The 21,317-nt window shown below is 66.5% G+C and carries 24 protein-coding genes; 11 read left to right on the forward strand and 13 right to left on the reverse strand.

Annotated features, from left to right (window positions below):
• Positions 1–6 precede the first annotated feature (6 nt).
• Positions 7–1,575 carry a hypothetical protein gene (locus G7B69_RS03450; protein ID WP_166176090.1) on the forward strand — a complete coding sequence of 523 codons (1,569 nt, stop codon included), beginning with the start codon at positions 7–9 and terminating at the stop codon, positions 1,573–1,575.
• Between the two features lie 7 nt (positions 1,576–1,582).
• Here G7B69_RS03450 and G7B69_RS03455 read toward each other — a convergent pair whose 3' ends face one another.
• The gene (locus tag G7B69_RS03455; RefSeq protein WP_166176092.1) at positions 1,583–2,482 is read right to left on the reverse strand and encodes a DMT family transporter; all 900 of its coding nucleotides are present in this window, start codon (positions 2,480–2,482) and stop codon (positions 1,583–1,585) included.
• A 225-nt stretch (positions 2,483–2,707) separates the two neighbouring features.
• On the opposite strand from G7B69_RS03455, the gene G7B69_RS03460 reads away from it, so the two are divergent.
• Positions 2,708–4,222, forward strand: a complete 1,515-nt coding sequence (locus G7B69_RS03460) for a TadA family conjugal transfer-associated ATPase (protein WP_207785938.1) — start codon at positions 2,708–2,710, stop codon at positions 4,220–4,222.
• Here the strand turns inward: G7B69_RS03460 and G7B69_RS03465 are convergent.
• Positions 4,219–4,452, reverse strand: coding sequence for a hypothetical protein (locus G7B69_RS03465; RefSeq protein ID WP_166176094.1), 234 nt, complete (start codon positions 4,450–4,452; stop codon positions 4,219–4,221). The genes G7B69_RS03460 and G7B69_RS03465 overlap by 4 nt on opposite strands.
• Before the next feature lie 83 nt (positions 4,453–4,535).
• On the opposite strand from G7B69_RS03465, the gene G7B69_RS03470 reads away from it, so the two are divergent.
• From G7B69_RS03470 to G7B69_RS03480, 3 genes are all read left to right on the forward strand, one after another.
• Entirely contained in the window at positions 4,536–5,465 is a 930-nt protein-coding gene (locus tag G7B69_RS03470; protein WP_243415012.1) for a DMT family transporter, read from the forward strand.
• A 62-nt stretch (positions 5,466–5,527) separates the two neighbouring features.
• A complete protein-coding gene (locus G7B69_RS03475) occupies positions 5,528–5,659 on the forward strand; it encodes an entericidin A/B family lipoprotein (protein WP_166176096.1) in 132 nt (43 codons plus the stop codon).
• 80 nt (positions 5,660–5,739) lie between these two features.
• The gene (locus G7B69_RS03480) at positions 5,740–5,871 is read left to right on the forward strand and encodes an entericidin A/B family lipoprotein (protein WP_166176098.1); all 132 of its coding nucleotides are present in this window, start codon (positions 5,740–5,742) and stop codon (positions 5,869–5,871) included.
• Positions 5,872–5,939: 68 nt separating this feature from the next.
• Here G7B69_RS03480 and G7B69_RS03485 read toward each other — a convergent pair whose 3' ends face one another.
• The 8 genes from G7B69_RS03485 to G7B69_RS16915 form a co-directional block, all read right to left on the reverse strand.
• Complete coding sequence (locus G7B69_RS03485; protein WP_341479164.1) at positions 5,940–6,611, reverse strand: NAD(P)H-binding protein; 672 nt, start codon at positions 6,609–6,611, stop codon at positions 5,940–5,942.
• Between the two features lie 10 nt (positions 6,612–6,621).
• Positions 6,622–7,782 (reverse strand): deoxyguanosinetriphosphate triphosphohydrolase, encoded by a 1,161-nt coding sequence (locus G7B69_RS03490; protein ID WP_166176102.1) that lies wholly within the window; start codon positions 7,780–7,782, stop codon positions 6,622–6,624.
• 62 nt (positions 7,783–7,844) lie between these two features.
• Complete coding sequence (locus tag G7B69_RS03495; RefSeq protein WP_166176104.1) at positions 7,845–8,540, reverse strand: aspartate/glutamate racemase family protein; 696 nt, start codon at positions 8,538–8,540, stop codon at positions 7,845–7,847.
• Between the two features lie 85 nt (positions 8,541–8,625).
• The gene (locus G7B69_RS03500) at positions 8,626–10,113 is read right to left on the reverse strand and encodes an NAD(P)(+) transhydrogenase (Re/Si-specific) subunit beta (protein ID WP_166176225.1); all 1,488 of its coding nucleotides are present in this window, start codon (positions 10,111–10,113) and stop codon (positions 8,626–8,628) included.
• A gap of 44 nt (positions 10,114–10,157) precedes the next feature.
• Positions 10,158–10,466, reverse strand: coding sequence for an NAD(P) transhydrogenase subunit alpha part 2 (locus G7B69_RS03505; RefSeq protein ID WP_166176106.1), 309 nt, complete (start codon positions 10,464–10,466; stop codon positions 10,158–10,160).
• 27 nt (positions 10,467–10,493) lie between these two features.
• Positions 10,494–10,976, reverse strand: a complete 483-nt coding sequence (locus tag G7B69_RS03510) for a VOC family protein (RefSeq protein ID WP_166176108.1) — start codon at positions 10,974–10,976, stop codon at positions 10,494–10,496.
• The gene (locus tag G7B69_RS03515; RefSeq protein ID WP_166176110.1) at positions 10,973–12,094 is read right to left on the reverse strand and encodes an NAD(P) transhydrogenase subunit alpha; all 1,122 of its coding nucleotides are present in this window, start codon (positions 12,092–12,094) and stop codon (positions 10,973–10,975) included. Before G7B69_RS03515 ends, G7B69_RS03510 begins: the two co-directional genes overlap by 4 nt.
• A 25-nt stretch (positions 12,095–12,119) precedes the next feature.
• Positions 12,120–12,245 (reverse strand): hypothetical protein, encoded by a 126-nt coding sequence (locus G7B69_RS16915; protein WP_279323138.1) that lies wholly within the window; start codon positions 12,243–12,245, stop codon positions 12,120–12,122.
• 144 nt (positions 12,246–12,389) lie between these two features.
• On the opposite strand from G7B69_RS16915, the gene G7B69_RS03520 reads away from it, so the two are divergent.
• The 3 genes from G7B69_RS03520 to G7B69_RS03530 all read left to right on the forward strand — a co-directional run bounded on the left by G7B69_RS03520 (position 12,390) and on the right by G7B69_RS03530 (position 16,003).
• Entirely contained in the window at positions 12,390–13,814 is a 1,425-nt protein-coding gene (locus G7B69_RS03520) for a sigma-54-dependent transcriptional regulator (protein ID WP_166176112.1), read from the forward strand.
• A 31-nt stretch (positions 13,815–13,845) separates the two neighbouring features.
• Positions 13,846–14,598 (forward strand): SDR family NAD(P)-dependent oxidoreductase, encoded by a 753-nt coding sequence (locus G7B69_RS03525; protein ID WP_166176114.1) that lies wholly within the window; start codon positions 13,846–13,848, stop codon positions 14,596–14,598.
• A 70-nt stretch (positions 14,599–14,668) separates the two neighbouring features.
• Positions 14,669–16,003, forward strand: coding sequence for an APC family permease (locus G7B69_RS03530; RefSeq protein WP_166176116.1), 1,335 nt, complete (start codon positions 14,669–14,671; stop codon positions 16,001–16,003).
• Here the strand turns inward: G7B69_RS03530 and folP are convergent.
• Complete coding sequence (folP, locus tag G7B69_RS03535) at positions 16,000–17,112, reverse strand: dihydropteroate synthase (RefSeq protein WP_166176118.1); 1,113 nt, start codon at positions 17,110–17,112, stop codon at positions 16,000–16,002. The genes G7B69_RS03530 and folP overlap by 4 nt on opposite strands.
• A gap of 24 nt (positions 17,113–17,136) precedes the next feature.
• On the reverse strand, positions 17,137–18,249 hold the full coding sequence (locus G7B69_RS03540; protein WP_166176120.1) for a site-specific DNA-methyltransferase: 1,113 nt from the start codon (positions 18,247–18,249) through the stop codon (positions 17,137–17,139).
• Between the two features lie 232 nt (positions 18,250–18,481).
• On the opposite strand from G7B69_RS03540, the gene G7B69_RS03545 reads away from it, so the two are divergent.
• The 3 genes from G7B69_RS03545 (at position 18,482) to G7B69_RS03555 (ending at position 20,677) form a co-directional block, all read left to right on the forward strand.
• Positions 18,482–19,195: a sulfotransferase family protein gene (locus G7B69_RS03545; protein WP_166176122.1), complete on the forward strand. Its 714-nt coding sequence runs from the start codon at positions 18,482–18,484 to the stop codon at positions 19,193–19,195.
• Complete coding sequence (locus tag G7B69_RS03550; protein WP_166176124.1) at positions 19,192–19,905, forward strand: sulfotransferase family protein; 714 nt, start codon at positions 19,192–19,194, stop codon at positions 19,903–19,905. The genes G7B69_RS03545 and G7B69_RS03550 overlap by 4 nt, the downstream gene beginning before the upstream one ends.
• A 67-nt stretch (positions 19,906–19,972) precedes the next feature.
• A complete protein-coding gene (locus G7B69_RS03555) occupies positions 19,973–20,677 on the forward strand; it encodes a sulfotransferase family protein (protein ID WP_166176126.1) in 705 nt (234 codons plus the stop codon).
• On the opposite strand, the gene G7B69_RS03560 is transcribed toward G7B69_RS03555, so the two are convergent.
• Positions 20,674–21,315 carry a ribonuclease HII gene (locus G7B69_RS03560; RefSeq protein ID WP_243415016.1) on the reverse strand — a complete coding sequence of 214 codons (642 nt, stop codon included), beginning with the start codon at positions 21,313–21,315 and terminating at the stop codon, positions 20,674–20,676. The two genes, G7B69_RS03555 and G7B69_RS03560, sit on opposite strands and share 4 nt — an antisense overlap.
• Between the last annotated feature and the right edge of the window lie 2 nt (positions 21,316–21,317).

Genomic DNA, 21,317 nt, shown 5'->3' on the forward strand with positions numbered 1-21,317 from the left:
CGGATCTTGAGCAGTTCGACGGCAACGATTTCGGCGGCCGATGCGGCAGCACGCCCCGCGCCTGTTCGGTTCCTTTCCGGCCATTACGCGCTAATCGTCGGCCTGGCGGCCCTCGTCACGCTGCCGCTCCTGCTGCCGCCCGTCCTGCCGCTGGCCGATCTCGGCGGCCACATCGGCCGCTACGCCGTGCAACTCGACGCCGGCCGCGACCCGCAACTGGTGCGATGGTACTCGTTCTCGTGGCAGTTGCTGCCGAACCTCGGCGCGGACCTGCTCGTCGAAGCGCTCGGCCCGCTGATTGGCCTCGAGCCGGCGGTAAGGGCCATCGTCATGCTCGCGGTGTTCCTGCAGGCATTTGGGATACTCGCCACCTCACGGGTCCTTTACGGTCGCGTCACCCCATTCGCGATCTTCGCGCTCCCGCTCGTCTACGCGCACTCCACCCTGTACGGCTTTCTCAACTACATGCTCGCGCTAGGGTTGTTGTGGTGCAGCCTGGCGTTGTGGATTGCTATGAGCGCGGGTGCCGCGATCCGGCACCGCTGGGCGGCCTTCGCGGTGATCGCGACGATCACGTGGGTCTGCCATCTGGTCGGTTGGAGCCTGCTGTGCATCGCCGCCGGTTCGCAGGAATTGACACGCCAGCGCGAACGTAAGGGCGCGCTGATGCCCGCTGCCGTCGCGAGCATCGGCCCGTTGAGCTGTCTGCTGCTGCCGTGGGTCATCAAGCTGCTGGCTTTCGAGCCGGCGGGGGGAAGCGGCAAGAACTCCGGCTTCTTCCTGATGGCCGACAAGTTCGACGAGTTGCTCCAGGTCTTCCGCGACCAGTGGCATCACTTCGACATTGTCTCGCTGTCGATCGTTGCCGTCGTGATCGTCTGGTCGTGGATCAGTGGCCGGACCCGGCTCAACCGCGGCCTTGCGCTGGCGGCCCTGATCACCGCGGTCTGCGTGATCGTCGTCCCCCACCGTTTGCTTGGATCCTTCTTTGCCGACCAGCGGCTGATCGAGCCGGCGCTGGTGTTCGCGCTGCTGGCGGTCGGCTTTTCGGGCCGCGGCCCGGTTAGGCTGCCGCAAGCTCTGTTCGCGATGGCCGCGTTGTTTGCCGGGGCGCGGCTGATCGGCAACACGATCAGCCTATGGCAGCTCGGCAATCGCTCGGCCAACGAACTGAAGGTGCTCGAGGCGTTGCCGCGGCACGCGCAAATGGTCACCTTCCGCGCCTTGCGCTGCCCGCCGCCGATGCAGTGGACCATCGACCGCTGGACGCATCTTTCGGGTTACGCCGTCGCGCGGCGCCACGCTTTTTCAAACGACCAGTGGGATATCCCCGGCGCACAGCTGCTCAAGGTCCATAACCCTTCCGCCGGCCGGTTCCGTGCCGACGATTCGCAGATCGTCTACGAGCGCGCGTGCCGCGGGCGTTCCGGTGTCGTCGACCAGGTGCAACAAGTGCCCGCGGCGATTTCCTATCTGTGGGTCCTGTGGAGCGGGACGCCGAGGCCGCTGGCCGGCTGGGAGGCGATCGCGCGCAACGGCGGCTCGGTGCTCTACCGCCGGCCCGGTGCCGGCTAGCCTGCGGTCACAAGTCCGTTTTCGGCGCCACCTTCATCCGCCCCGTGCTCCATAGGTACAACCCCGCGCCGATAATGATCGCCGCGCCGAGCATCGCCAGGGCATCGGGCGTGTCGCCGAAGAACAGCCACCCGAGCACGACCGCCATCAGCAGCTGGCCGTACGTCATCGGCGCGATCGTCCCCGCCCCGGCCTTGACCGTGCCCATGTAGATCAGCATCTGCGCAAGCGTGGCGCTGACGCCGATGATCGCGCAGCGGGCAATCACGCTCCAGTGCGGCCAGGTCAGCTTGAACGTCTCCAGACCGCTGAAGTTCGCCGCGATGGTCACCCCGATGAGGAAGATCATCGCGGTCACCGACATGTAGTACTGCATGGCGAGCACGCTGGCGCGACCGGTCACCGCGCGATTGGTTATGATCGTCACCGCCATTCCCGTCGCCCCGATCAGCGGGAAGAGGCTGCCCCACCCGGCGGTCGCGAAGTTGGGCCGCAGGACCAGGAAAACGCCCACGAACGCGATCACCGTCGCAACCCATGTCGAGCGCCGGGCCCGTTCGCCCAGGATCAGTGTCGCGAGAACAGCGGTGATCATCGGCTGCGTGAAGGCAATCGTCGTCGCTTCCGATAGCGGCATCAGCCAGACCGCGAAGAACATCCCGATCGCCGAGCAGCTGATGGCGACGCCGCGGACCCACTGCAGCTTGTCTTTCGGCAGGCCGATGGCGGCTCGTTCGTGCCTTGCCAGCAGGACGATGAGCAGCGCGGTGCCGAACACGTAGCGCGTCGCCGCCATCGCCGGCGCGGGCCATTCGCCGGCCATGCCCTTGACGATCGCATCGCCGATCGAAAGCGTGCAGAAGCCGGCCAGCGCGTAAAGCAGTCCCGCCCTGTCCGATTGCTGCATTTTGAAAACTGCCTCCATATCCCGATCGCGCCCGCTTAGGGTTCATGCCCGTAGCTGGCAACGGCGGTGAGCCACCGCACTATTTGAGCGGCTTGCGGAGAATTGCGCCGCCGATGAAGCGTCCATTAGGAAATCTTCAGTATTTCCAGATTAACCATCGGGCCGAACGCCGGCGCAGGTCCGGTTACGGTATCGCCGGCACGCAGCTTCGAGGTTGAGGACAGAATGAGCGCATTCGGACGCAAGAACGGGGTTGGCGGAATGGCCGCGGGCGCCCGGCCGAGCTTCGGCGTCGCGCGGCCGATGAAAGGCGGGATCGCCAAACCCGAGCCTTTGCCCTCCGGCGGTGACCAGTTCCCACCGCTTCCCGCAGGCACCGGGGCACCGGACACGGGCGGTGCGGCGAACAAGGGCGACGCGATGACGCGCCTCGCCGATCGTGCCAACTCGATTCACGAGCAGGTCGAGGTCGGCGGTTTCGAAGCCAGCGTCCACAAGATCAAAGAGCAGGTGCTGCCGCGCCTGCTCGAGCGCGTCGATCCGGAAGCCGCCTCCACGCTGAGCAAGGAGGAGCTCTCCGAAGAGTTCCGCCCGATCATCATGGAAGTTCTGGCCGAGCTCAAGGTCACCCTCAACCGACGTGAGCAGTTTGCGCTCGAGAAGGTGCTGATCGACGAGCTGCTCGGCTTCGGGCCGCTCGAAGAGCTGCTCAACGACCCCGACATCTCCGACATCATGGTCAACGGGCCCGACCAGACCTACGTCGAAAAGAAGGGCAAGCTGCAAATCGCCTCGATCCGCTTTCGCGACGAGCAGCACCTGTTCCAGATCGCCCAGCGCATCGTCAACCAGGTCGGCCGCCGCGTCGACCAGACCACGCCGCTGGCCGACGCGCGTCTCAAGGACGGCAGCCGCGTCAACGTCATCGTCCCGCCGCTCTCACTGCGCGGCACGGCGATCTCGATTCGTAAGTTTTCCGAGAAGCCGATCACGCTCGACATGCTGCGCGAGTTCGATTCGATGTCGGACAAGATGTGCACCGCACTCAAGATCGCCGGCGCCTGTCGCATGAACGTCGTGATCTCCGGCGGTACCGGCTCGGGCAAGACGACCATGCTCAACGCCATGTCGAAGATGATCGACCCGGGCGAGCGCGTGCTGACGATCGAGGATGCCGCGGAGCTGCGCTTGCAGCAGCCGCACTGGCTGCCGCTCGAAACCCGCCCGCCGAACCTTGAAGGCCAGGGCGCGATCACCATCGGCGACCTGGTCAAGAACGCCCTGCGTATGCGCCCTGACCGGATCATCCTCGGCGAAATCCGCGGCGCGGAATGCTTCGACCTGCTCGCCGCGATGAACACCGGCCACGACGGATCGATGTGCACGCTGCACGCGAACAGCCCGCGCGAATGCCTCGGCCGTATGGAAAACATGATCCTGATGGGCGACATCAAGATCCCCAAGGAAGCCATCAGCCGCCAGATCGCCGAATCGGTCGACCTGATCGTGCAGGTGAAGCGCCTGCGCGACGGCTCGCGCCGTACGACCAACATCACCGAGGTCATCGGCATGGAAGGCGACGTGATCGTCACCCAGGAGCTGTTCGCCTTCGAGTACCTCGAAGAGAGCGACGACGGGAAGATCATCGGCGAGTTCCGCCCCTCGGGCCTGCGCCCTTACACGCTCGAGAAGGCCCGTCAGTACGGCTTTGACCAGGCGTATCTGGAAGCCTGCCTCTAGGCTTTCATCCAGCCGCTCACCGCCATCGCCATCAGCACGGCGCCGGCAAATGCGGAGAGCGCCGAGAGGTCGCGCCACGGCACCCAGCCGACCGCGTTGATGTCGCTGCGCCGGCGCCGGCGCCAATCTCCGAGCATCGCCACCAGCGACAGCAGCAGCAGCGCGCCGCCCCACAGGCCTGCCATAGTCGCATCGCTGGCGAAACGGATGAAGTCGGGCGGCCAGGCCATTCGCGGCGATATGGGGCGACAGGCTCGCGCGGACAATCCTCGCTTTCGGCGGACGGACGCTTGATCGCTCGGCTGGGCCGCCTATGGCCCGGCCTGTGGACGGCACCCTGACGAATCCAAGACCGTTGCTGGCGCTGCTGATCCGTCTCGGCGCGATCGCCGCGCTGGCGACGATGTCGGCGTTCATCAAGCTCGCCTCGCAGCACGGCATTCACCTGCTCGAAATCATGTTCTGGCGCCAGCTTCTCAGCATCCCGCTGATCCTCGGCTGGCTCGCCGCCACGCGCCGTCTCGACATGCTGCGGACCCAGCGGCCGAAAACTCACTTTCTCCGCGCGCTCTACGGCACGATCGGCATGCTGTTCAATTTCGGCGCGGTAATCCTCCTCCCGCTCGCCGAAGCGACGACGATGGCCTTCACAGCACCGATCTGGGCGGTGATCCTGGCGACGGTGCTGCTCAGGGAGAAAGTCGGCGTGTGGCGCTGGTCGGCGGTTCTGTTCGGCTTTGCCGGCGTACTGCTGATCGCCCAGCCCGGCAGCGGCGACATTCCGCTCTACGGCGCGCTCGTGGCGCTGGCCGGCGCGTTCATGGTCGCGCTGATCTCGATCCAGATCGCCGACCTCAATCGCACCGACAAGCCGGTGACGATCGTGTTCTATTTCGCCCTGTTCAGCATTCCGATGACCGCGCTGGCGTTGCCGTTCGTGGCGACTGCGCACGACGGCACCGGCTGGCTGCTGCTGCTCGCTATTGGCATCACCGGCGTGATCGGGCAGCTGCTGCTGACCGCGGCGCTGCGCTTCGGCGCGGTCGCCAGCGTGATCGTGATGGATTATTCGTCGCTGTTCTGGGCGACCCTCTACGGCTGGCTGTTCTTCGACAGCCTTCCGCCGGCTAGCACCTGGCTCGGCGCGCCGCTGATCATCGCCGCCGGCCTCGTAATAGCGTGGCGCGAGCACCGCCTGTCGCGCCCCACTCTGCGTGACGTAGCAAGGGTGGAAGGAACCTAGGGTTGCGGCAATGGTTTCCCGCTTCACCACTCGTCTTGGAAGACGTGCGAAAGGAAACCACCATGCTCCGCAAAATCATCGTCGCGCTTACCGCGAGCGCCATCGCGCTCAGCGCCACCGCCTGCCATACGGTCAAGGGCGCAGGCAAAGACATCCAATCGGTCGGCGAAGCGGCTGATACCGATCACCGCTAACACGGGATTTGGACGCAGTCCGCTGACAAACGATTCGATTTGAGGCTATGAATTGGCTCACCATGATGGGAGTTGAGTCGATGACGAAGAAGCTTGTTCTCACGCTGGCCGCCGCGGCTTTCTGCCTCGGGGCGACGGCGTGCAACACGGTCAAGGGCGCTGGGCGAGATATCGAATCGGTCGGTCAGGCCGGTTCGGACGCGATCCACTAAGTCCGGCACACAAGTTCAGGCGCCCGCGGGAGCGATCCGGCGGGCGCTTGTCATGAGGGCCCGCCGTTTCAGCCGAAACCGTCGAGGCGATGTTCCAGCCGCAGGATGGCATCGTTCTCGTGAACGAAGGTGCCGCGCGCCTTCTCCCTTGCGCCAACCAGGGCGGCCCTGGCAACGATCCGTGCATCGATCGCGCGCAGCCGCCGGCGGCCGCCATGGAGGAACAAGTTCATCAGCGGACTGAGCAGGACGGCCAGCCGCTCTCCCGGCCGCCGGTCGCCGCCGCGCGGCCCGCGCAACAGTCCCGGACGCAGGATATCGAGCCGGTTGAACTTCAACTTGCGCAGCGCCGTCTCGACCTCGGCCTTGACCCGCAAGTAGAAGGCCCGGCTGGCCATGTCGGCGCCGACCGAGGAAACCAGCAAAAAATTGCTCACGCCGGCGGCTTTGGCCGCGCGGGCCACGCGCTGTACCAGTTCCTGGTCGACCGCTCGGAACGCGGTTTCGTCGCCGCCGGCCTTGCGCCAGGTGGTGCCGAGCGCACAGATCACCGCGTCCGGCGCGACGGCGGCCACGGATCGCTCCCATTCGGCAGGATCGGCGACGAGCATGTCCATGCGCGCGCCTTTGGGCATGGGCGCCTCGCGCCGGGTCAGCGCGATCAGCCTCACGTCGGAGCGGCCGACGCATTCCTCCATCACCCGCCTGCCGACGAGCCCGGTCGCGCCGACGAGCAGCACGCGGCGAGCTTCAGACATTCGAGAGGCCTTTGGGCACCGTGCCGAAGACCTCCCGATAGCGAGCGATCGCGTAGTAATCGGTCATGCCGGCGATGAAGTCGGCGATATGCCGGCTGCGCACCGGTTCGCGATCCGGCAGGGCCAGCCGCCACGACTCGGGGAGCAGCTTGGTATCCTGATGGTAGGCGGCGAACAGCTTGGCGATGACGCTGCGCGCCCGCTCGGCGGTCTGCTTTTGCCGGTCGTGGTGATACAGGTTGGCATACATGAACCGCTTCAGGGCCCGCTCCTGCTCGGCCATCGCTGGCGAGAACGCGGCGAACGCTTCGGGCGCCGCGCGGACTTCCTCTACGGAACTGATTCCCTCGAGCTTGGCACGGGTGGTAACAATCGCGTCATTCACCATCAGGCCGATCTGTCCGCGCACCAGCTCGCGCAGCAGCGCCGCGTGCGAAGCGCCATGGAAGCGAGCTTCGACCGCGCGCCACTGCTCGGCCAGAAAATCGAGTTGGATCAGCTGATCGAGATCGAGAAACCCGGCGCGCAGGCCGTCGTCGATGTCATGGTTGTCGTAAGCAATGTCGTCGGCCAGCGCGGCGACTTGTGCTTCGAGCGACGGCTGGCGGGCTAGATCGAGCGGGAACGCGGCGTCGAGGTCCTCCAGCGCCCACCCGGGCCGCTTGACGGGGCCGTTGTGCTTGGCGAGTCCCTCGAGCGTCTCCCAACTAAGGTTCAGGCCGGAATGGCCGCAATAAGGGCTGTCGAGGCGCATCAGCGTGCGCAGGCACTGCTCGTTGTGGTCGAAGCCTCCGCGCGCCTGGAGCGCCGCCGAAAGGGCCTCCTCGCCGGGATGCCCGAACGGCGGATGGCCGATGTCGTGGGCCAGGCACAACGCTTCGGTCAGGTCCTCGTCGAGCCCGAGCGCGCGTGCCATCACGCGGCCGATCTGGGCGACTTCGAGGCTGTGCGTCAGGCGGACCCGGTAATGATCGCCGTCGGGCGCGATGAAGACCTGCGTCTTGCCGGCGAGGCGGCGGAAGGCGATCGAATGAAGCACCCGGTCGCGATCGCGCTGGAACTCGCTTCGCGGCCCGCGCGGACCCAGCCGGTCCTCGACGAATTCGCGCCCGCGCGAGCGGGCCGGGTCGGAAGCATAAGGGGCCCTGTCCATCTGCGCGCGGGGTTACGGGCCGCGCCGCCCGATGACAACGGGAACGCGTCGGGAACGCCGGCTTAGTCCTGCCCCAAAATCCACTCCGCGGCCTTTTCCGCATGGATCCGCGTGCTGTCGTAGATCGGCAGCACGTTGGCGTCGACGTCGACCACCAGTTCGAGCTCGGTACAGGCGAGCACGATCGCCTCGGCGCCTTCCTGCTCCTTGACGGTGATCATGGTCTTGAGCGCGCGCTCGGCGTCGCGGGTGACCTTGCCGACCACGAGCTCGTCGTAGATGATCCGGTCGAGTGTCTCGACGTTGGCCATGTCGGGCGGGAGCAGGTCGATGCCGTGGGCGACCAGGCGGCGGCGGTAGAAGCTCTCTGTCATCACGTTGCTGGTGCCGAACAGCGCCGCCGTGGCAACGTTGTCGGCTTTCATGCGCTCGCCCACGCAGTCGGCGATGTGAATGATCGGCACCGAAACCGCGGCGGCGACGGTGTCGTAGACGGTGTGCATCGAGTTGGCGGCGATGATGATCGCCCCGGCCCCGGCGCCTTCGAGCCGCTTGGCCGAATCCGAGAGAATTGCCGCCGCACGGTCCCATTCGCCGGCCTCGCGGATCGCATAGAGCTGTGAGAAGTCGAGGCTCTCGATCAGCAGCGGCGCGCTCGCCCGGCGATCGACCCGCGCCTGCACGATCGTGTTGATATGCGTATAGTACGTGCGGGTCGAGACCCAGCTCATGCCGCCGATCAGGCCCAGCTTGCGCAAACGTTGTTCCTCATTCGTGGTGCGTCCACGGCCGTTGTCCGGCCTATCGGTGAACATCGGGTGAGCGGCGCGGTTCCGCGCCTGGTCAGTCGGCGAGCGCCTTGTTGATCTCCTCGACCATCTTCTTAGCGTCGGCCAGCAGCATCATCGTCTGGTCGAGGTAGAACACGTCATTGTCGACGCCCGAATAACCGACACCGCTCATCGAGCGCTTGATAAACATGATCGTCTTGGCCTTCTCGACGTCGAACACCGGCATGCCGTAAATCGGCGAGGACTTGTCGGTCTTGGCCGCCGGATTGACCACGTCGTTGGCGCCGATGATGAAGGCGACGTCACACTGCGAGAACTCGTGGTTGATGTCCTCGAGCTCGAACACCTCGTCGTACGGCACGTTGGCTTCGGCGAGCAGCACGTTCATGTGCCCCGGCATGCGGCCCGCGACCGGGTGGATCGCGTACTTCACGTTGACGCCGTGTTCCTTGAGAATGTCACCCATCTCGCGCAGCACGTGCTGAGCCTGGGCGACCGCCATGCCGTAACCGGGGATGATGATGACGTTATCGGCCTCCTTGAGCAGAAACGCTGCGTCCTCGGCGCTGCCGCGCTTGTAGGGCCGTTGCTCCTTAGCCTCGCCCCCGGCGCTGGCGGTGGCGCCGAAGCCGCCGGCAATCACCGAGATGAAGCTGCGGTTCATCGCCCGGCACATGATGTAGCTGAGGATCGCGCCCGAACTGCCGACGAGTGCGCCGGTGATGATCATCGCGGTATTGTGCAGCGTGAAGCCCATCGCCGCCGCCGCCCAGCCCGAGTAGGAGTTGAGCATCGAGACGACGACCGGCATGTCCGCCCCGCCGATCGGAATGATCAGCAGGAAGCCGATCGCGAAGCTGAGCGCGACGACCACCCAGAACAAGTTGTTCTCGCCAGGCCCGGCCTGCCCGGACGCGGTGAACATGCCCGTCAGCACCACGATGGCCGCGAGCGTGCCGAGGTTGATCACATGCCGCGCGGGCAAGATGATCGGTGCGCCGGACATGTTGCCGTTGAGCTTGGCGAAGGCGATCACCGAGCCCGAGAAGGTGATCGCGCCGATCGCGGCGCCGAGCGTCATCTCGATGCGGCTCACGGTGAGGATGTTGCCGTCGGTTCCGAGAATGCCAAACGCGCCTGGGTTGAGGTAGGCCGCGACCGCGACGAGCACGGCGGCCAGGCCGACGAGCGAGTGGAACGCCGCGACCAGCTGCGGCATCGCGGTCATCTGGATGCGGCGCGCGGTGACGAACCCGATGGTGCCGCCGATGGCGATGGCGATCAGGATTTCGAACAGGGTCGATGTGTCCAAGACAAATGAGCTGCCCCAAGTGTAAGACTCACCTGCACCCGGAATATGGGTGACCAAGGTAGTCACCACCGCGAGCAGCATGCCGAGCATGCCGAAGCGGTTGCCAGCTCGGCTGGTCGCCGGGGAGCTCAAGCCCCGCAGCGCCAGAATGAACAGGACGCCGGAGACGAGGTAAGCCACCGCCACCCAGGGATTGACCGCGTGGACGGCTTCGGCGCCGGTTCCCATCGACGGCGGAGTCAGCGCCACGATATAGTCGGTGTGCGAAGCCATCAGGATTGGCCCTCGACCTTGGGAGCCGGTCGCTCCTTCTTCTTGTACATCGCCAGCATCCGCGCGGTGACCGCGAAGCCGCCAAAGATGTTCACGCTGGCGAGCGCCACCGCAACCAGCCCAAACCACTTCGCCCCGCTCGCTCCTGCCGCCGCGCTAGCGATCAGCGCTCCGACCACGATCACCGAGCTGATCGCGTTGGTCACGCTCATCAGCGGGGTGTGCAGCGCCGGGGTGACCGACCAGACCACGTAATACCCGACGAAGCAGGCCATCACGAAGATCGACAGGATGCTGATGAAGTCCATGGCCCGCTCAATTCCCCCCGGTTGTCGTCAGAGCTTCTGTGCGATCTCGATCGCGTTGCCTTCGGGGTCCTGGTAGTACATCACCTTGACCCCGAGCGGCGCCACTTCGGTGATGTCGAGCGCCGGGGTGAACCCCTGTGCAGCGAGCGCGGCCTTGGTCGCTTCGAGGTTGCTGCTCGACAACGTCACTTGCGAGAGGCCCTGAACGGCGGCGTGGCCGGGCGGCTTGGCGCGCGGAGTGGCCGGCGGCTTCGAGTTGGCGATCTGCAGCAGCTCGATCCGCTCGTTGCCGCTGGTCAGCCAGCGCACCGGGATGCCCGGGCCGAACTTGGTATCCAGCTCGACCTTGAAACCGAGCTTCTTGAAGAACTCGGTCTCGCTGTCGAGGTTCGCGACCGAGATCGCGACCATCCAGTGGCCGAGCTCGGGCGCGGTCGCCTGCTGGGCACTGGCAGTGGCGCAACCGGCGAGCGCGGCGCCGGCCAGCAGCGGGAACAGAAGCGACCTCATCCCTTGATCCTTTCGTTGACGACTTCGCCGCCGCGGGTCAGCCGCACGGCGTCGCCGATTTCCTCGTCGAGCACCGGCTTGCCCTGCTCGGCATCCCAGAACGCGGAGAGGAAGTTGTACAGGTTGCGCGCGAACAACGCCGAAGCGTCGGCGGCCAGCAAGGTCGCAGTGTTGGTATATCCGATGATCTTGACGCCGTGCTTTTCCACCACCTGGTCGGGCACCGAGCCCTCGACGTTGCCGCCTTGGGCGACCGCAAGATCGAAGATCACGCTGCCGGGCTTCATCGTCGCGATCTGCGCGTCGGTGATAAGCCTGGGCGCCGCCCGCCCGGGGATGAGGGCGGTGGTGATGACGATATCCTGCTTGGCGATGTGGCTGGAGACCAGCTCGGCCTGCGCCTTCTGGTACTCCTCGCTCATCTCGGTGGCGTAACCGCCGCTGCCTTCGCCTTCGATCCCAGCGACATTCTCGACGAAGATCGGCTTGGCGCCGAGCGACTGGATCTGCTCTTTGGTAGCCGAACGCACGTCGGTCGCGGAGACCTGCGCGCCGAGGCGCTTCGCCGTGGCGATCGCCTGCAGGCCAGCCACGCCGACGCCCATCACAAACACCCGCGCGGCGGTGATCGTGCCGGCGGCGGTCATCATCATCGGGAAGGCCCGGCCATAAGTGTCGGCGGCAGCGATGACCGCCTTGTAGCCGGCGAGGTTCGACTGGCTCGAGAGCACGTCCATCGATTGCGCGCGGGTGATGCGTGGCATGAATTCCATCGCCAGCCCCTCGAGCCCGGCTTTGGCGTAAGCGTCGACGCGGGCGCGGTTGCCGAAGGGGTCGAAGGTCGCGGCGACCCATGCCCCTTTGGCCGCGCCCTTGAGCGCAGCCGGGTCGGGCGCCTGCACGGCGAGGACGATGTCGGCGCCTTTGGTCACGGCGTCCGCCGAGCCGAGCTCGGCGCCGGCCTCGCGATAGGCTTCGTCGGAAATGCTGGCACCCTCGCCGGCGCCGGATTCGACCGCCACCTTCGCGCCCAAGGCGCTGAACTTCTTGACTGTTTCGGGCGTGGCGGCGACGCGGCTTTCGCCCGCGGCCCTTTCTTTCAGAACCGCGATCCGCATTCCCTTCCCCTCCCCCGGCGTTCGATCAGGAGATCAGGAAGATGACGATGAGGCCGATGATCGCCACCGTGGGAACGGCCCACTTCAGCAAGGTCACGAAGCTGCCGTAAGTCTTCACGTTCGCGTCCGGGAGCTTGTCTGCCGAAGCCATTGCCGTCTCGTTCCTCTCGGTTGGTCCTTGCGGATAGCTCTATCGTCCCCCGCGAGTGTTCTCAAGCCCGCTTAATGGCCTCTTTACCCATCATGACTAACCCGGGTTGCAGGACGGGCGCACGACCTAGAGGGCGGAGAACGAATGGCTGATCAGGAACAGCGTCTGCTGATGCTGATCGACGACGAGCCGGCACAAAGCCGGCTGATCACCGCGCTCGCCTCGCGCGAAGGCTGGCGCACGCTTGTCGTCGGCGACGCCGAGACCGCCATCGCCACCCTGGGCACGCGCGAAGGCATGCAGCTTTCGGCGATCGTGCTCGATCAGTGGGTTCCCGGCGACGATGCGTGCGGATTGATCGCCGAGCTCAAGGCGCGCCGCCCGGCCCTGCCGATTCTGATGCTCACCACCAGCGCCAGCCCGTTGCTCGCGGTCGAAGCGATGCGGGCGGGAGCGACCGACTACCTGGTCAAGCCGGTCGCGCCCGACCGACTGATGCAGGCGCTGCGCAATGCCACCACGCGCGAAGCGCCGAAGGACGAGCTCAGTCACCTGTCCGAAAAGCTGGGCGCGCCGCTCGATTTCGATGCGATGATCGGCACCGCACCGCCCTTCCGAGACGCGCTGGCCAAGGCTGCCAAGGCAGCGCGTGGCCACGGCCCGGTTCTAGTTGAAGGTGAAACCGGTACCGGCAAGGAAATGCTCATCCGGGCGATGGTCGCGGCGAGCCCGCGCGCCAAGGCGCCGCTGCGGATGATCAATATCCGCAGCGTGCCGGCCCATTCGCTCGAATCGGTGCTGTTCGGCCACGAGAAGGGCGCCTTTCCCGGTGCGTTCGAGCGCCAGGCGGGCGTGCTCCAGAGCTGCGACGGCGGCACGCTGGTGCTCGACGAAATCAATCGGATGCCGCTGGATCTGCAGGAACGACTCGCCGAGGCACTGCGTACGGCGCGCGTGCGACCGATCGGGGCCCAGTTCAGCTTCAAGATCGACTTGCGCGCTATCGCCGCGACCAACGTTCCGCTGGCCGATCTCGTTGCCGCGGGAACCCTGCGCGAGGACCTGTTCGAGGCGCTCGGAGGGACCAAGATCGTTCTGGCGCCCCTGCGCGAGCGGGCGAGCGACATTCCCGCGCTGGCGCGCCACTTCCTCGCCCGCATCGGCGAGCAGCCGGGTCTGCGTCCGCTCGGCATCACCGATGCCGCGCTCAAGCTGCTCGCTGCGTTCGACTGGCCCGGCAACGTCCGCCAGCTGCAGGCGGTGCTGTTCCGCGCGGCGGTGTTCTGCGAAGGCGACGCGCTGACCGCAAACGACTTCCCGCAGCTTTCCGAGTTGATCGGCGAGTTCGAGCCGTCGACAGACTCGACCGCCATGCAGGACGGCGTCGGCGTGCAACTCTACACCGCCGACGGCAACTTGCGCCCGCTCGAGGACATCGAGGCCGATGTGATCCGGCTCGCCATCGGGCATTACCGCGGGCGGATGACCGAAGTCGCCCGCCGCCTCGGCATCGGCCGTTCGACCCTCTACCGCAAGCTCAGCGACCTCGGGATCGAGAACGCCGCCTAGGCAAACGCCTCCTTCGCGGTTAGCGAAGGGCATGAATGAATTCTCCGGCAAGACCGCCCTCGTCACCGGCGCGGCGTCAGGCATCGGCGCAGCCTGCGCACAGTGGCTTGCCTCACGGGGAATCGGCCGACTCGTGCTGGTCGACCGCGACGGCGAGCGCCTCGAAGCGCTCGAATTCGATTGCTCATGCGAGCGCATCGGCGGCGATGTCGCCGACGAAGCCATATGGCAGCATGTGGAAGCCGGCGCCGGATCCCTCGACTACGCCGTGCTCAACGCCGGCATCGCCGGCGGCGGGCTGTTGCCGCAGACGACGTTGGAGGACTGGCGCCGGCTCATGGCGGTCAATCTCGACGGCGCGTTCCTGTCGCTGCGGAGTGTGCTGCGGCTGATCGGCGACGGCGGCTCGATCGTGCTGACCGCTTCGGTCGCCGGCCTGAAGGGCGAGCCCGGCGCCGCCTCCTACGCGGTGTCCAAGGCCGCCGTCATCCAGCTGGCCAAAGTGGCAGCGAAGGAATTCGCTCCGCGGGGCGTGCGGGTCAACGCCATCGCGCCGGGAGGGGTCGACACGCCCATCTGGGATGGCCTCGACTTCTTCAAGGGCCTTGTCGCGCAGACCGGCAGTCGCGAGGCGGCGATCGCGGCGATGGCCAAGGCGTCCTCCCCGCTCGGCCGCTACGCATCGGCCGACGAGATTGCCGGGCAAATCGGCTTTCTGCTGTCGGACGCGGCGGCGACGATCACCGGCACCGTCCTCGTCAGCGACGGGGGCTATTCGCTGTAAGGCGCTTGTCCCGCCCGCCGATGCATGGGACAAGACCCGCGGGTCTCGTTCCGCACCGGGGGGTTAGCGGATGACGGACCACGTTCACTCGCAATCGCTACTTCGCGTCCTCGGCCTGGCCTTCGGCATCGCCGTGGTCGTCGGCGGGGCCGTCGGCCAGGGGATCATGCGTACGCCGGGCATCGTCGCTTCGGCGGTTCCCGATCCCACGCTGATCCTGCTGCTGTGGGCGCTGGGCGGCGGCCTGGCGCTGGTCGACGGTCTGGTGGTGATGGAACTGGGCGCTGCGCTGCCGTGCTCGGGCGGGCCCTATGCGTTCGCCAGGCGAGCGTTCGGCAACCTATCGGGGATCATGCTCGGCTGGGCGGACTGGCTGCAAGGCATGTTCAGCGCCGCGTTCATGGCGGTGGTGTTCGGCGAATACCTTCAGCGGCTCGGAGTGGCGACTCAATGGCCGCGCGGACTGCTCTCGGCGCTGTTGCTGCTGATGCTGTGGGCGATCCACATCGGCGGGACCAAAGTCGGCGCGGCAAGCCAGCTGCTCGGCACCGCGCTCAAGGGCCTGGGCTTGGTGGTGCTGGCGGCGCTGCTGTTCTCCGGCCCAACCGCCGCTGCCGCGCCGGCGGGCGAGATCACCGGCCTGCCGCCCGCGTTGGGGCTTGCCGCGATCGCCATCGCCATCCGCAGCGTGTTCATGACCTACGCCGGGTGGAACGCGACGATCTATTTCTGCGAGGAGATGCGCGACCCCACTCGCCACGTTGTGCGCGCGACCTTCATCGGCATCCTGTTGGTCACCGCGCTCTACGTGCTGATGAACGCAGCGATGCTGCACGTCCTCTCGCCGGCGGAGATGGCCGCCAGCAACCTGCCCGCGGCCGATGCGCTGGCGCGTGTGCTCGGCGGCCGGAGCGACACGGTCGTGACCTTGCTGGCCCTGCTGTCGGTCGGGGCGATCGCCAACCTGACGATCATGCAGTTCACCCGCACGGCTTACGGCGTCGCCCGCGACGGCGCCCTGCCGCTGGCGCTGACGCGCGTCTCGGCCAACGGCACACCGCGCCTCGCCTTGACCACCACCGCGATGGCCGCGCTCTTGCTCGCTGTCGCAGGCGGTTACGAAGCGCTGCTGGCGATGGCCGCACCGGTGAACATGCTGATCAACCTCGTCGTCGACATCGCGGCGATCCGCCTGCGCCTGAGCGAACCCGATCTCCCGCGCCCGTTCCGCATGCCGCTCTATCCCCTGCCGGCGCTCGTCGCCGGAGCGATCAACGCCGCACTTCTGGTGGCGGTGTTCTGGGAGGATCCGGGAAACAGCTCGATCGGCTTTACCGCCCTGCTGGCAATCGGCGCGGTCTACCTCCTCCGCGGACGGTTCGCGCCGGCGGTCGTGCCCGCCTAGTCCGCCAGCCCCGAAAAGTCAGTCAGCGCCGCGTCGCGCAGCCCGCGCCAGACGTTGCGGGCCTGGACGGTGTCGAACACGTCGTGGACGCGCAGCAGCTGCATGCCGGCATTCATTCCCGCCACCGCCAGCGCGACGCTGCCGCCGAGGCGCTGGTGCGCCGGAGCTTCGTTGCTGAGGGCGCCGATCGAGCGTTTGCGGCTGGCGCCGAGGAGGAGCGGCTGCCCGAGCGAGTGGAACAGCGGCAGGGCATTGAGCAGCGCGAGATTGTCGGCGAGCGACTTGCCGAAGCCGATGCCGGGGTCGAGAATGATATTCGGCCGCTCGATGCCGCCTTCGATGGCTCGGTCGCGCACGGCGGCGAGCCAATCGAAGACATCGAGGACCACATTGGCGTAGCTCGCGTCGGCGTGGAGGTCGTCCCCCTCGCCGGGCGCGTGCATCAGGATCACCGGCTTGCCGCTGGCGGCGGCGAATTCGAGGCTGCGCGGATCGTGGCGCAGCGCGGAAACGTCATTGAGGATTTGCGCGCCGGCCGCCAGCGCAGCTTCCATCACCGCCGGGCGGCGACTGTCGATGCTGACCGCGGCGCCCATTGCCGCGCAGCGCTCGATTACCGGGACCGCGCGCTTGAGCTCGTCGCCTTCCCAAACTGCGGTCGCTCCGGGGCGGGTGCTCTCGCCGCCGACGTCGATGATCGCCGCCCCGGCCTCGAGCATGTCGGCGGCATGAGCCGTCGCGGACTCGGGATTATCGAGGAACTGGCCGCCGTCTGACATGCTGTCGGGTGTGACATTGAGAATCCCCATGACTTGCGGCTGGTCGAGACGGATCGTCCGTTCGCCGAGCCGCAGCGGCGGATGCGCCGTGCGCAAGTTGGCCCACTGCGCTTCGCCCTCGAGGCCGAGCTCGTCGGGCAGTTGGGCGAGCACGGCATCTATCGTCTCGGCGGTGGCGATCGCGCGCTCCGCCACAGCGCCGTCGCGGCGGATGATCACCGCGAATTCGCGGGCATAGACCATGCCGCCGGCCAGCCGAACGGCGTCGCCGGCGAAGGCTTGGGGCGACGGGGCGAATGTCAGAGGTTGGATGTAAAGGCGGTCAGGCATAGCCGGGCCCTAGCCTCTTTGCGGTCAATCCTCCACCGCCAGCAGGTAGAGCTGGCGCAAGGCATCGAGCGGCTTGACCTCGCCCTGGTGCTCGATGTGCCAGAACGTCCATCCGTTGCAGCTCGGCGCGCCTTGCAGCGTCTTGCCGACATGGTGGATCGATCCCGTTTCGGCGCCGGCCGCTATCGAGCCGTCGGCACGCACGGTCGCGCTCCAGCGGCGCTGCTTGTCGAACAGCTCGCTTCCTGGCGGCAGCAGGCCCGCCTCGACCACGGCGCCGAACGCCACGCGCGGGGCGTCCTTGCGGCTCTGCATCGTCAGAATCGCGCTTTCGTCGAGCGGCAGCTCTTTCTCGATCCGCTTGAGCGCGACGCGGCGATAGCCTTCCTCGCGCTCGCAGCCGATCCATTGCCGGCCTAGGCGCTTGGCCACCGCCCCGGTGGTGCCGGTGCCGAAGAACGGATCGAGCACCACGTCACCCGGCTCGGTCGTCGCCAGCAGCACGCGGTAGAGCAGCGCCTCGGGCTTCTGCGTCGGATGCGCCTTGTGGCCGTTTTCTTTCAACCGTTCCTGACCACCGCACACCGGTATCACCCAGTCGCTGCGCATCTGCAGCTCGTCGTTGAGCGTCTTCATCGCGCGGTAATTGAAGTGATAGCGCGCCTTTTCGCCCATGCTCGCCCACAGCAGCGTCTCGTGCGCGTTAGTGAAGCGGGTGCCGCGGAAGTTGGGCATCGGGTTCGACTTGCGCCAGACGATGTCGTTGAGCAGCCAGAAACCGAGGTCCTGCAGGATCGAGCCCACGCGGTAGATGTTGTGGTAGCTGCCGATGACCCACAGCGCGCCGTCGGGCTTGAGCACGCGGCGCGCTTCGGTGAGCCATTCGCGGGTGAACTTGTCGTAGGCGGCGAAGCTGGCGAACTGGTCCCAGTGGTCGGTCACCGCATCCACGTGGCTGCCGTCGGGCCGGTTGAGATCGCCACCGAGCTGGAGATTGTACGGTGGATCGGCGAACACGAGATCGACGCTCGCCGTGGGCAGGCCGCGCATCGCGGCGACGCAATCGCCCGGCAGGATCCGGCCGAGCGGAACCTCGACCGCCTGTTTGGCGGCGCGCAGTGCAGTAATCTGGCCCATGAGCCTCCCTGACCCCCTGTAACTTATCCACAGGGTGAGTCCGCTCGAGTCCGCCGTCAAGCGGCAAGTTGGCGACGGGTCCGGTTTACCCGAACAGGGTTCATGCGGAACGAAAAGAGTCCCGCACAGCATATTGAGTCTGTGCGAGTTTCAGAGACTCAACATCTTGTGGTGTGGCGCGAAAGACTCAGCTTGTGCTAGACGCGCGGCGGGTCCGAGGGAGACGGAATTTATGGCACTTAAAGTCATCGGCGCCGGGCTCGGCCGCACAGGAACGCTGTCGCTCAAGCTGGCGCTCGAGCACATCGGCCTCGGGCCCTGCTACCACATGTCGGAGATGATCGCGCAGGTGCGCAGCCACCTGCCGCTGTGGATTGAGAGCGCCAAGGGCAATCCGCAGTGGGACACGATCTTCGCGGGCCATCAGTCGACCACCGATTACCCCGGCTGCATGTTCTGGCGCGATCTGGTGGCGAAATACCCGGAAGCCAAGGTGATCCTGACCACCCGCGACGCCGACAAGTGGTTCGAATCCGGCGCGGCGACGGTGTTTTCGGCGGAACACCGCGCAATGTTCGACGGCAATCCGATGATGGCGGAGTTCTTCCGCCTGACGGTATTCGGCGACCTCGAAGACCGCCTTGGCGACCGGGCGAAGATGGTCGAATATTTCAACGCCTGGAACCAGGCTGTGATCGACGAGGTGCCGGCCGAGAAGCTGCTGGTCTACCGCGCCGGCGACGGTTGGGAGCCGCTGTGCGAATTCCTCGGCGTGCCGGTGCCGGCCGAACCATATCCGCGGGTCAACAGCCGCGAGGAGATGACCGGGCGCACCAGCCAGATCGAAAGCCATGCCGGCCCGCCTCCGCCCGAAGTGCTTGAAGCCAGCGTCCGCGAATATCTCGACGAGCTGCGGCTGAAAGCCTTTCCGACGGTCGCAGGATGAGCCTGAGGGTCATTGGGGCGGGGCTCGGCCGCACAGGGACGATGTCGCTCAAGTTCGCGCTCGAGCACATCGGCTTCGGGCCCTGCTATCACATGATCGAGTTCATGGCGCATGTGCCGACGCATCTGCCGCTCTGGCTCGAAGCGATCGATGGCCGCCCCGACTGGGACGCGGTGTTCGAAGGCTATGCCTCCTCGGTCGACTATCCCGGTTGCACCTATTGGCGCGAACTCGTCGCCAAATGGCCCGAGGCCAAGGTGATCCTGACCCTGCGCGATCCCGACAGCTGGTTCGAATCCGCCCACCAGACAGTGCTCTCGCCCCGGATGCGCACCATGCTTGCCGATTCTCCGATCGCAAGGTTCATGGACGCCACGGTGAATGAGGATTTCGGCGAACACATCGACGACCGCGCGTTCATGACCGACTTTTTCCGCCGTTGGAACGAAGCGGTGATAGCCGAGGTGCCGGCGGAAAAGCTGCTCGTCTTCCAGGCCAAGGACGGGTGGGAGCCCCTATGCCGGTTTCTCGGCGTGCCGGTTCCGTCCGAGCCCTATCCTCGCGTCAACAGCCGGGAGCAAATCAGCGAGCGCATCACCGAAGGCGTGCAGCAGAATCAAACCGGATCGCCCACTCCCGAGCAGTTGGCCGCAATGAGCCAGGCACGCATGGCGGCGATGCGCCAGCAGGCGTTCCCGACGAGCACCTAAGCCGCGCTTGCTCTCTCCGCCCTGATCCCGCAAACACGACCGGGGTCGCGCCAGTTTGGGGGATCGGATGGCGCTCAAGGTAATCGGTGCCGGCCTCGGCCGCACCGCCACGTTCACGATGAAATTCGCGCTCGAGCACGTCGGCTACGGCCCCTGCTATCACATGTCTGAAGTACTCGCTCACGGGCGACGCAACGTCCCGCTGTGGCTTGACGTTATCGCCGGCAAACCAGACTGGAACGAGATCTTCGATGGGTTTGCAGCGACCACCGACTATCCCGCCTGCACTTACTGGCGCGAACTGGCGGACTTCTATCCCGAAGCCAAGGTGCTGCTGACCGTGCGCGATGCGGACAGCTGGTTCGACTCCGTCAGCGAAACGATCTTCTCTCCGCGCATGCAGGGGTCACTCGCCGGTTCGCCGGTCGAGGCGATGATGAACGGCGTCTGCTTCGATCCGCTCGGCGGCGGCGACGTCACCGATCGCGCCTTCATGACCGACTGGTTCGAGCGGCGGAACCAGGAAGTCATCGACACGATCCCGGGCGAGCGGCTGCTGGTCTATTCGCCGAAGGAAGGGTGGGATCCGCTGTGTGCCTTCCTCGGCGTGCCCGTTCCGGTCGAACCGATGCCGAGGGTCAACAGCCGTGACGAGCTTGGCTCCGCTTCGGACGAGCAAGGCGGCCTTCCCGCTGATCCCGACCTGATGGAGAAGTTTGCCCGCCACTACATCAAGCAACTCAAGCTCAAGGCTTTTGCGAACGCCGCCTAGGCAGCGAAGAGGTCCGCCTGTGCCACCGGGGCGAAGCTCTTGCGATGCAGAGGGCACGGGCCATGGGCCCGCAGCGCGGCGAGATGGTCGGGCGTGCCGTAGCCCTTGTTGCTCACCCAGTTATACTGCGGGTGCGCGAGGTGGTACTCGCGCATGATCCGGTCGCGATGCTCCTTGGCGACGATCGAGGCGGCCGAGATGGCCGGTTCGAGCGCGTCGCCGCCGACGATCGGGCGGGCGCTCCAGCGCCAGTCCGAGACCCGGCCGTGCGGCGTGAGGTTGCCGTCGACCAGCGCCTCGGTGCAGTCGAGGCCGAGCGCTTCGCAAAGGCGGTGCATCGCCAGCGTCATTGCCAGCATCGTCGCGCCGAAGATGTTGAGCCGGTCGATGTCTTCGACCTCGACCACGCCGATGCCGTAGGCGCAGCGCCGGCGGATGCGCTCGTCGGCGACCGCTCGGCGCTCGGCGGTGAGCTTCTTGGAATCGTCGATCCCAGCGGGACGCGGCTTGCACAGGACCACCGCGGCTGCGACAACCGGCCCCGCCAGCGGCCCGCGCCCCGCTTCGTCGACGCCGGCGACCAGCGCGTGGGCGGGCCAGCCGGCGCAGAAGTCAGACGATGGCGTTCCGGAGAGCATGC

The organism is Croceibacterium segetis (genome assembly GCF_011320115.1).
Lineage (GTDB): Bacteria > Pseudomonadota > Alphaproteobacteria > Sphingomonadales > Sphingomonadaceae > Croceibacterium_B > Croceibacterium_B segetis.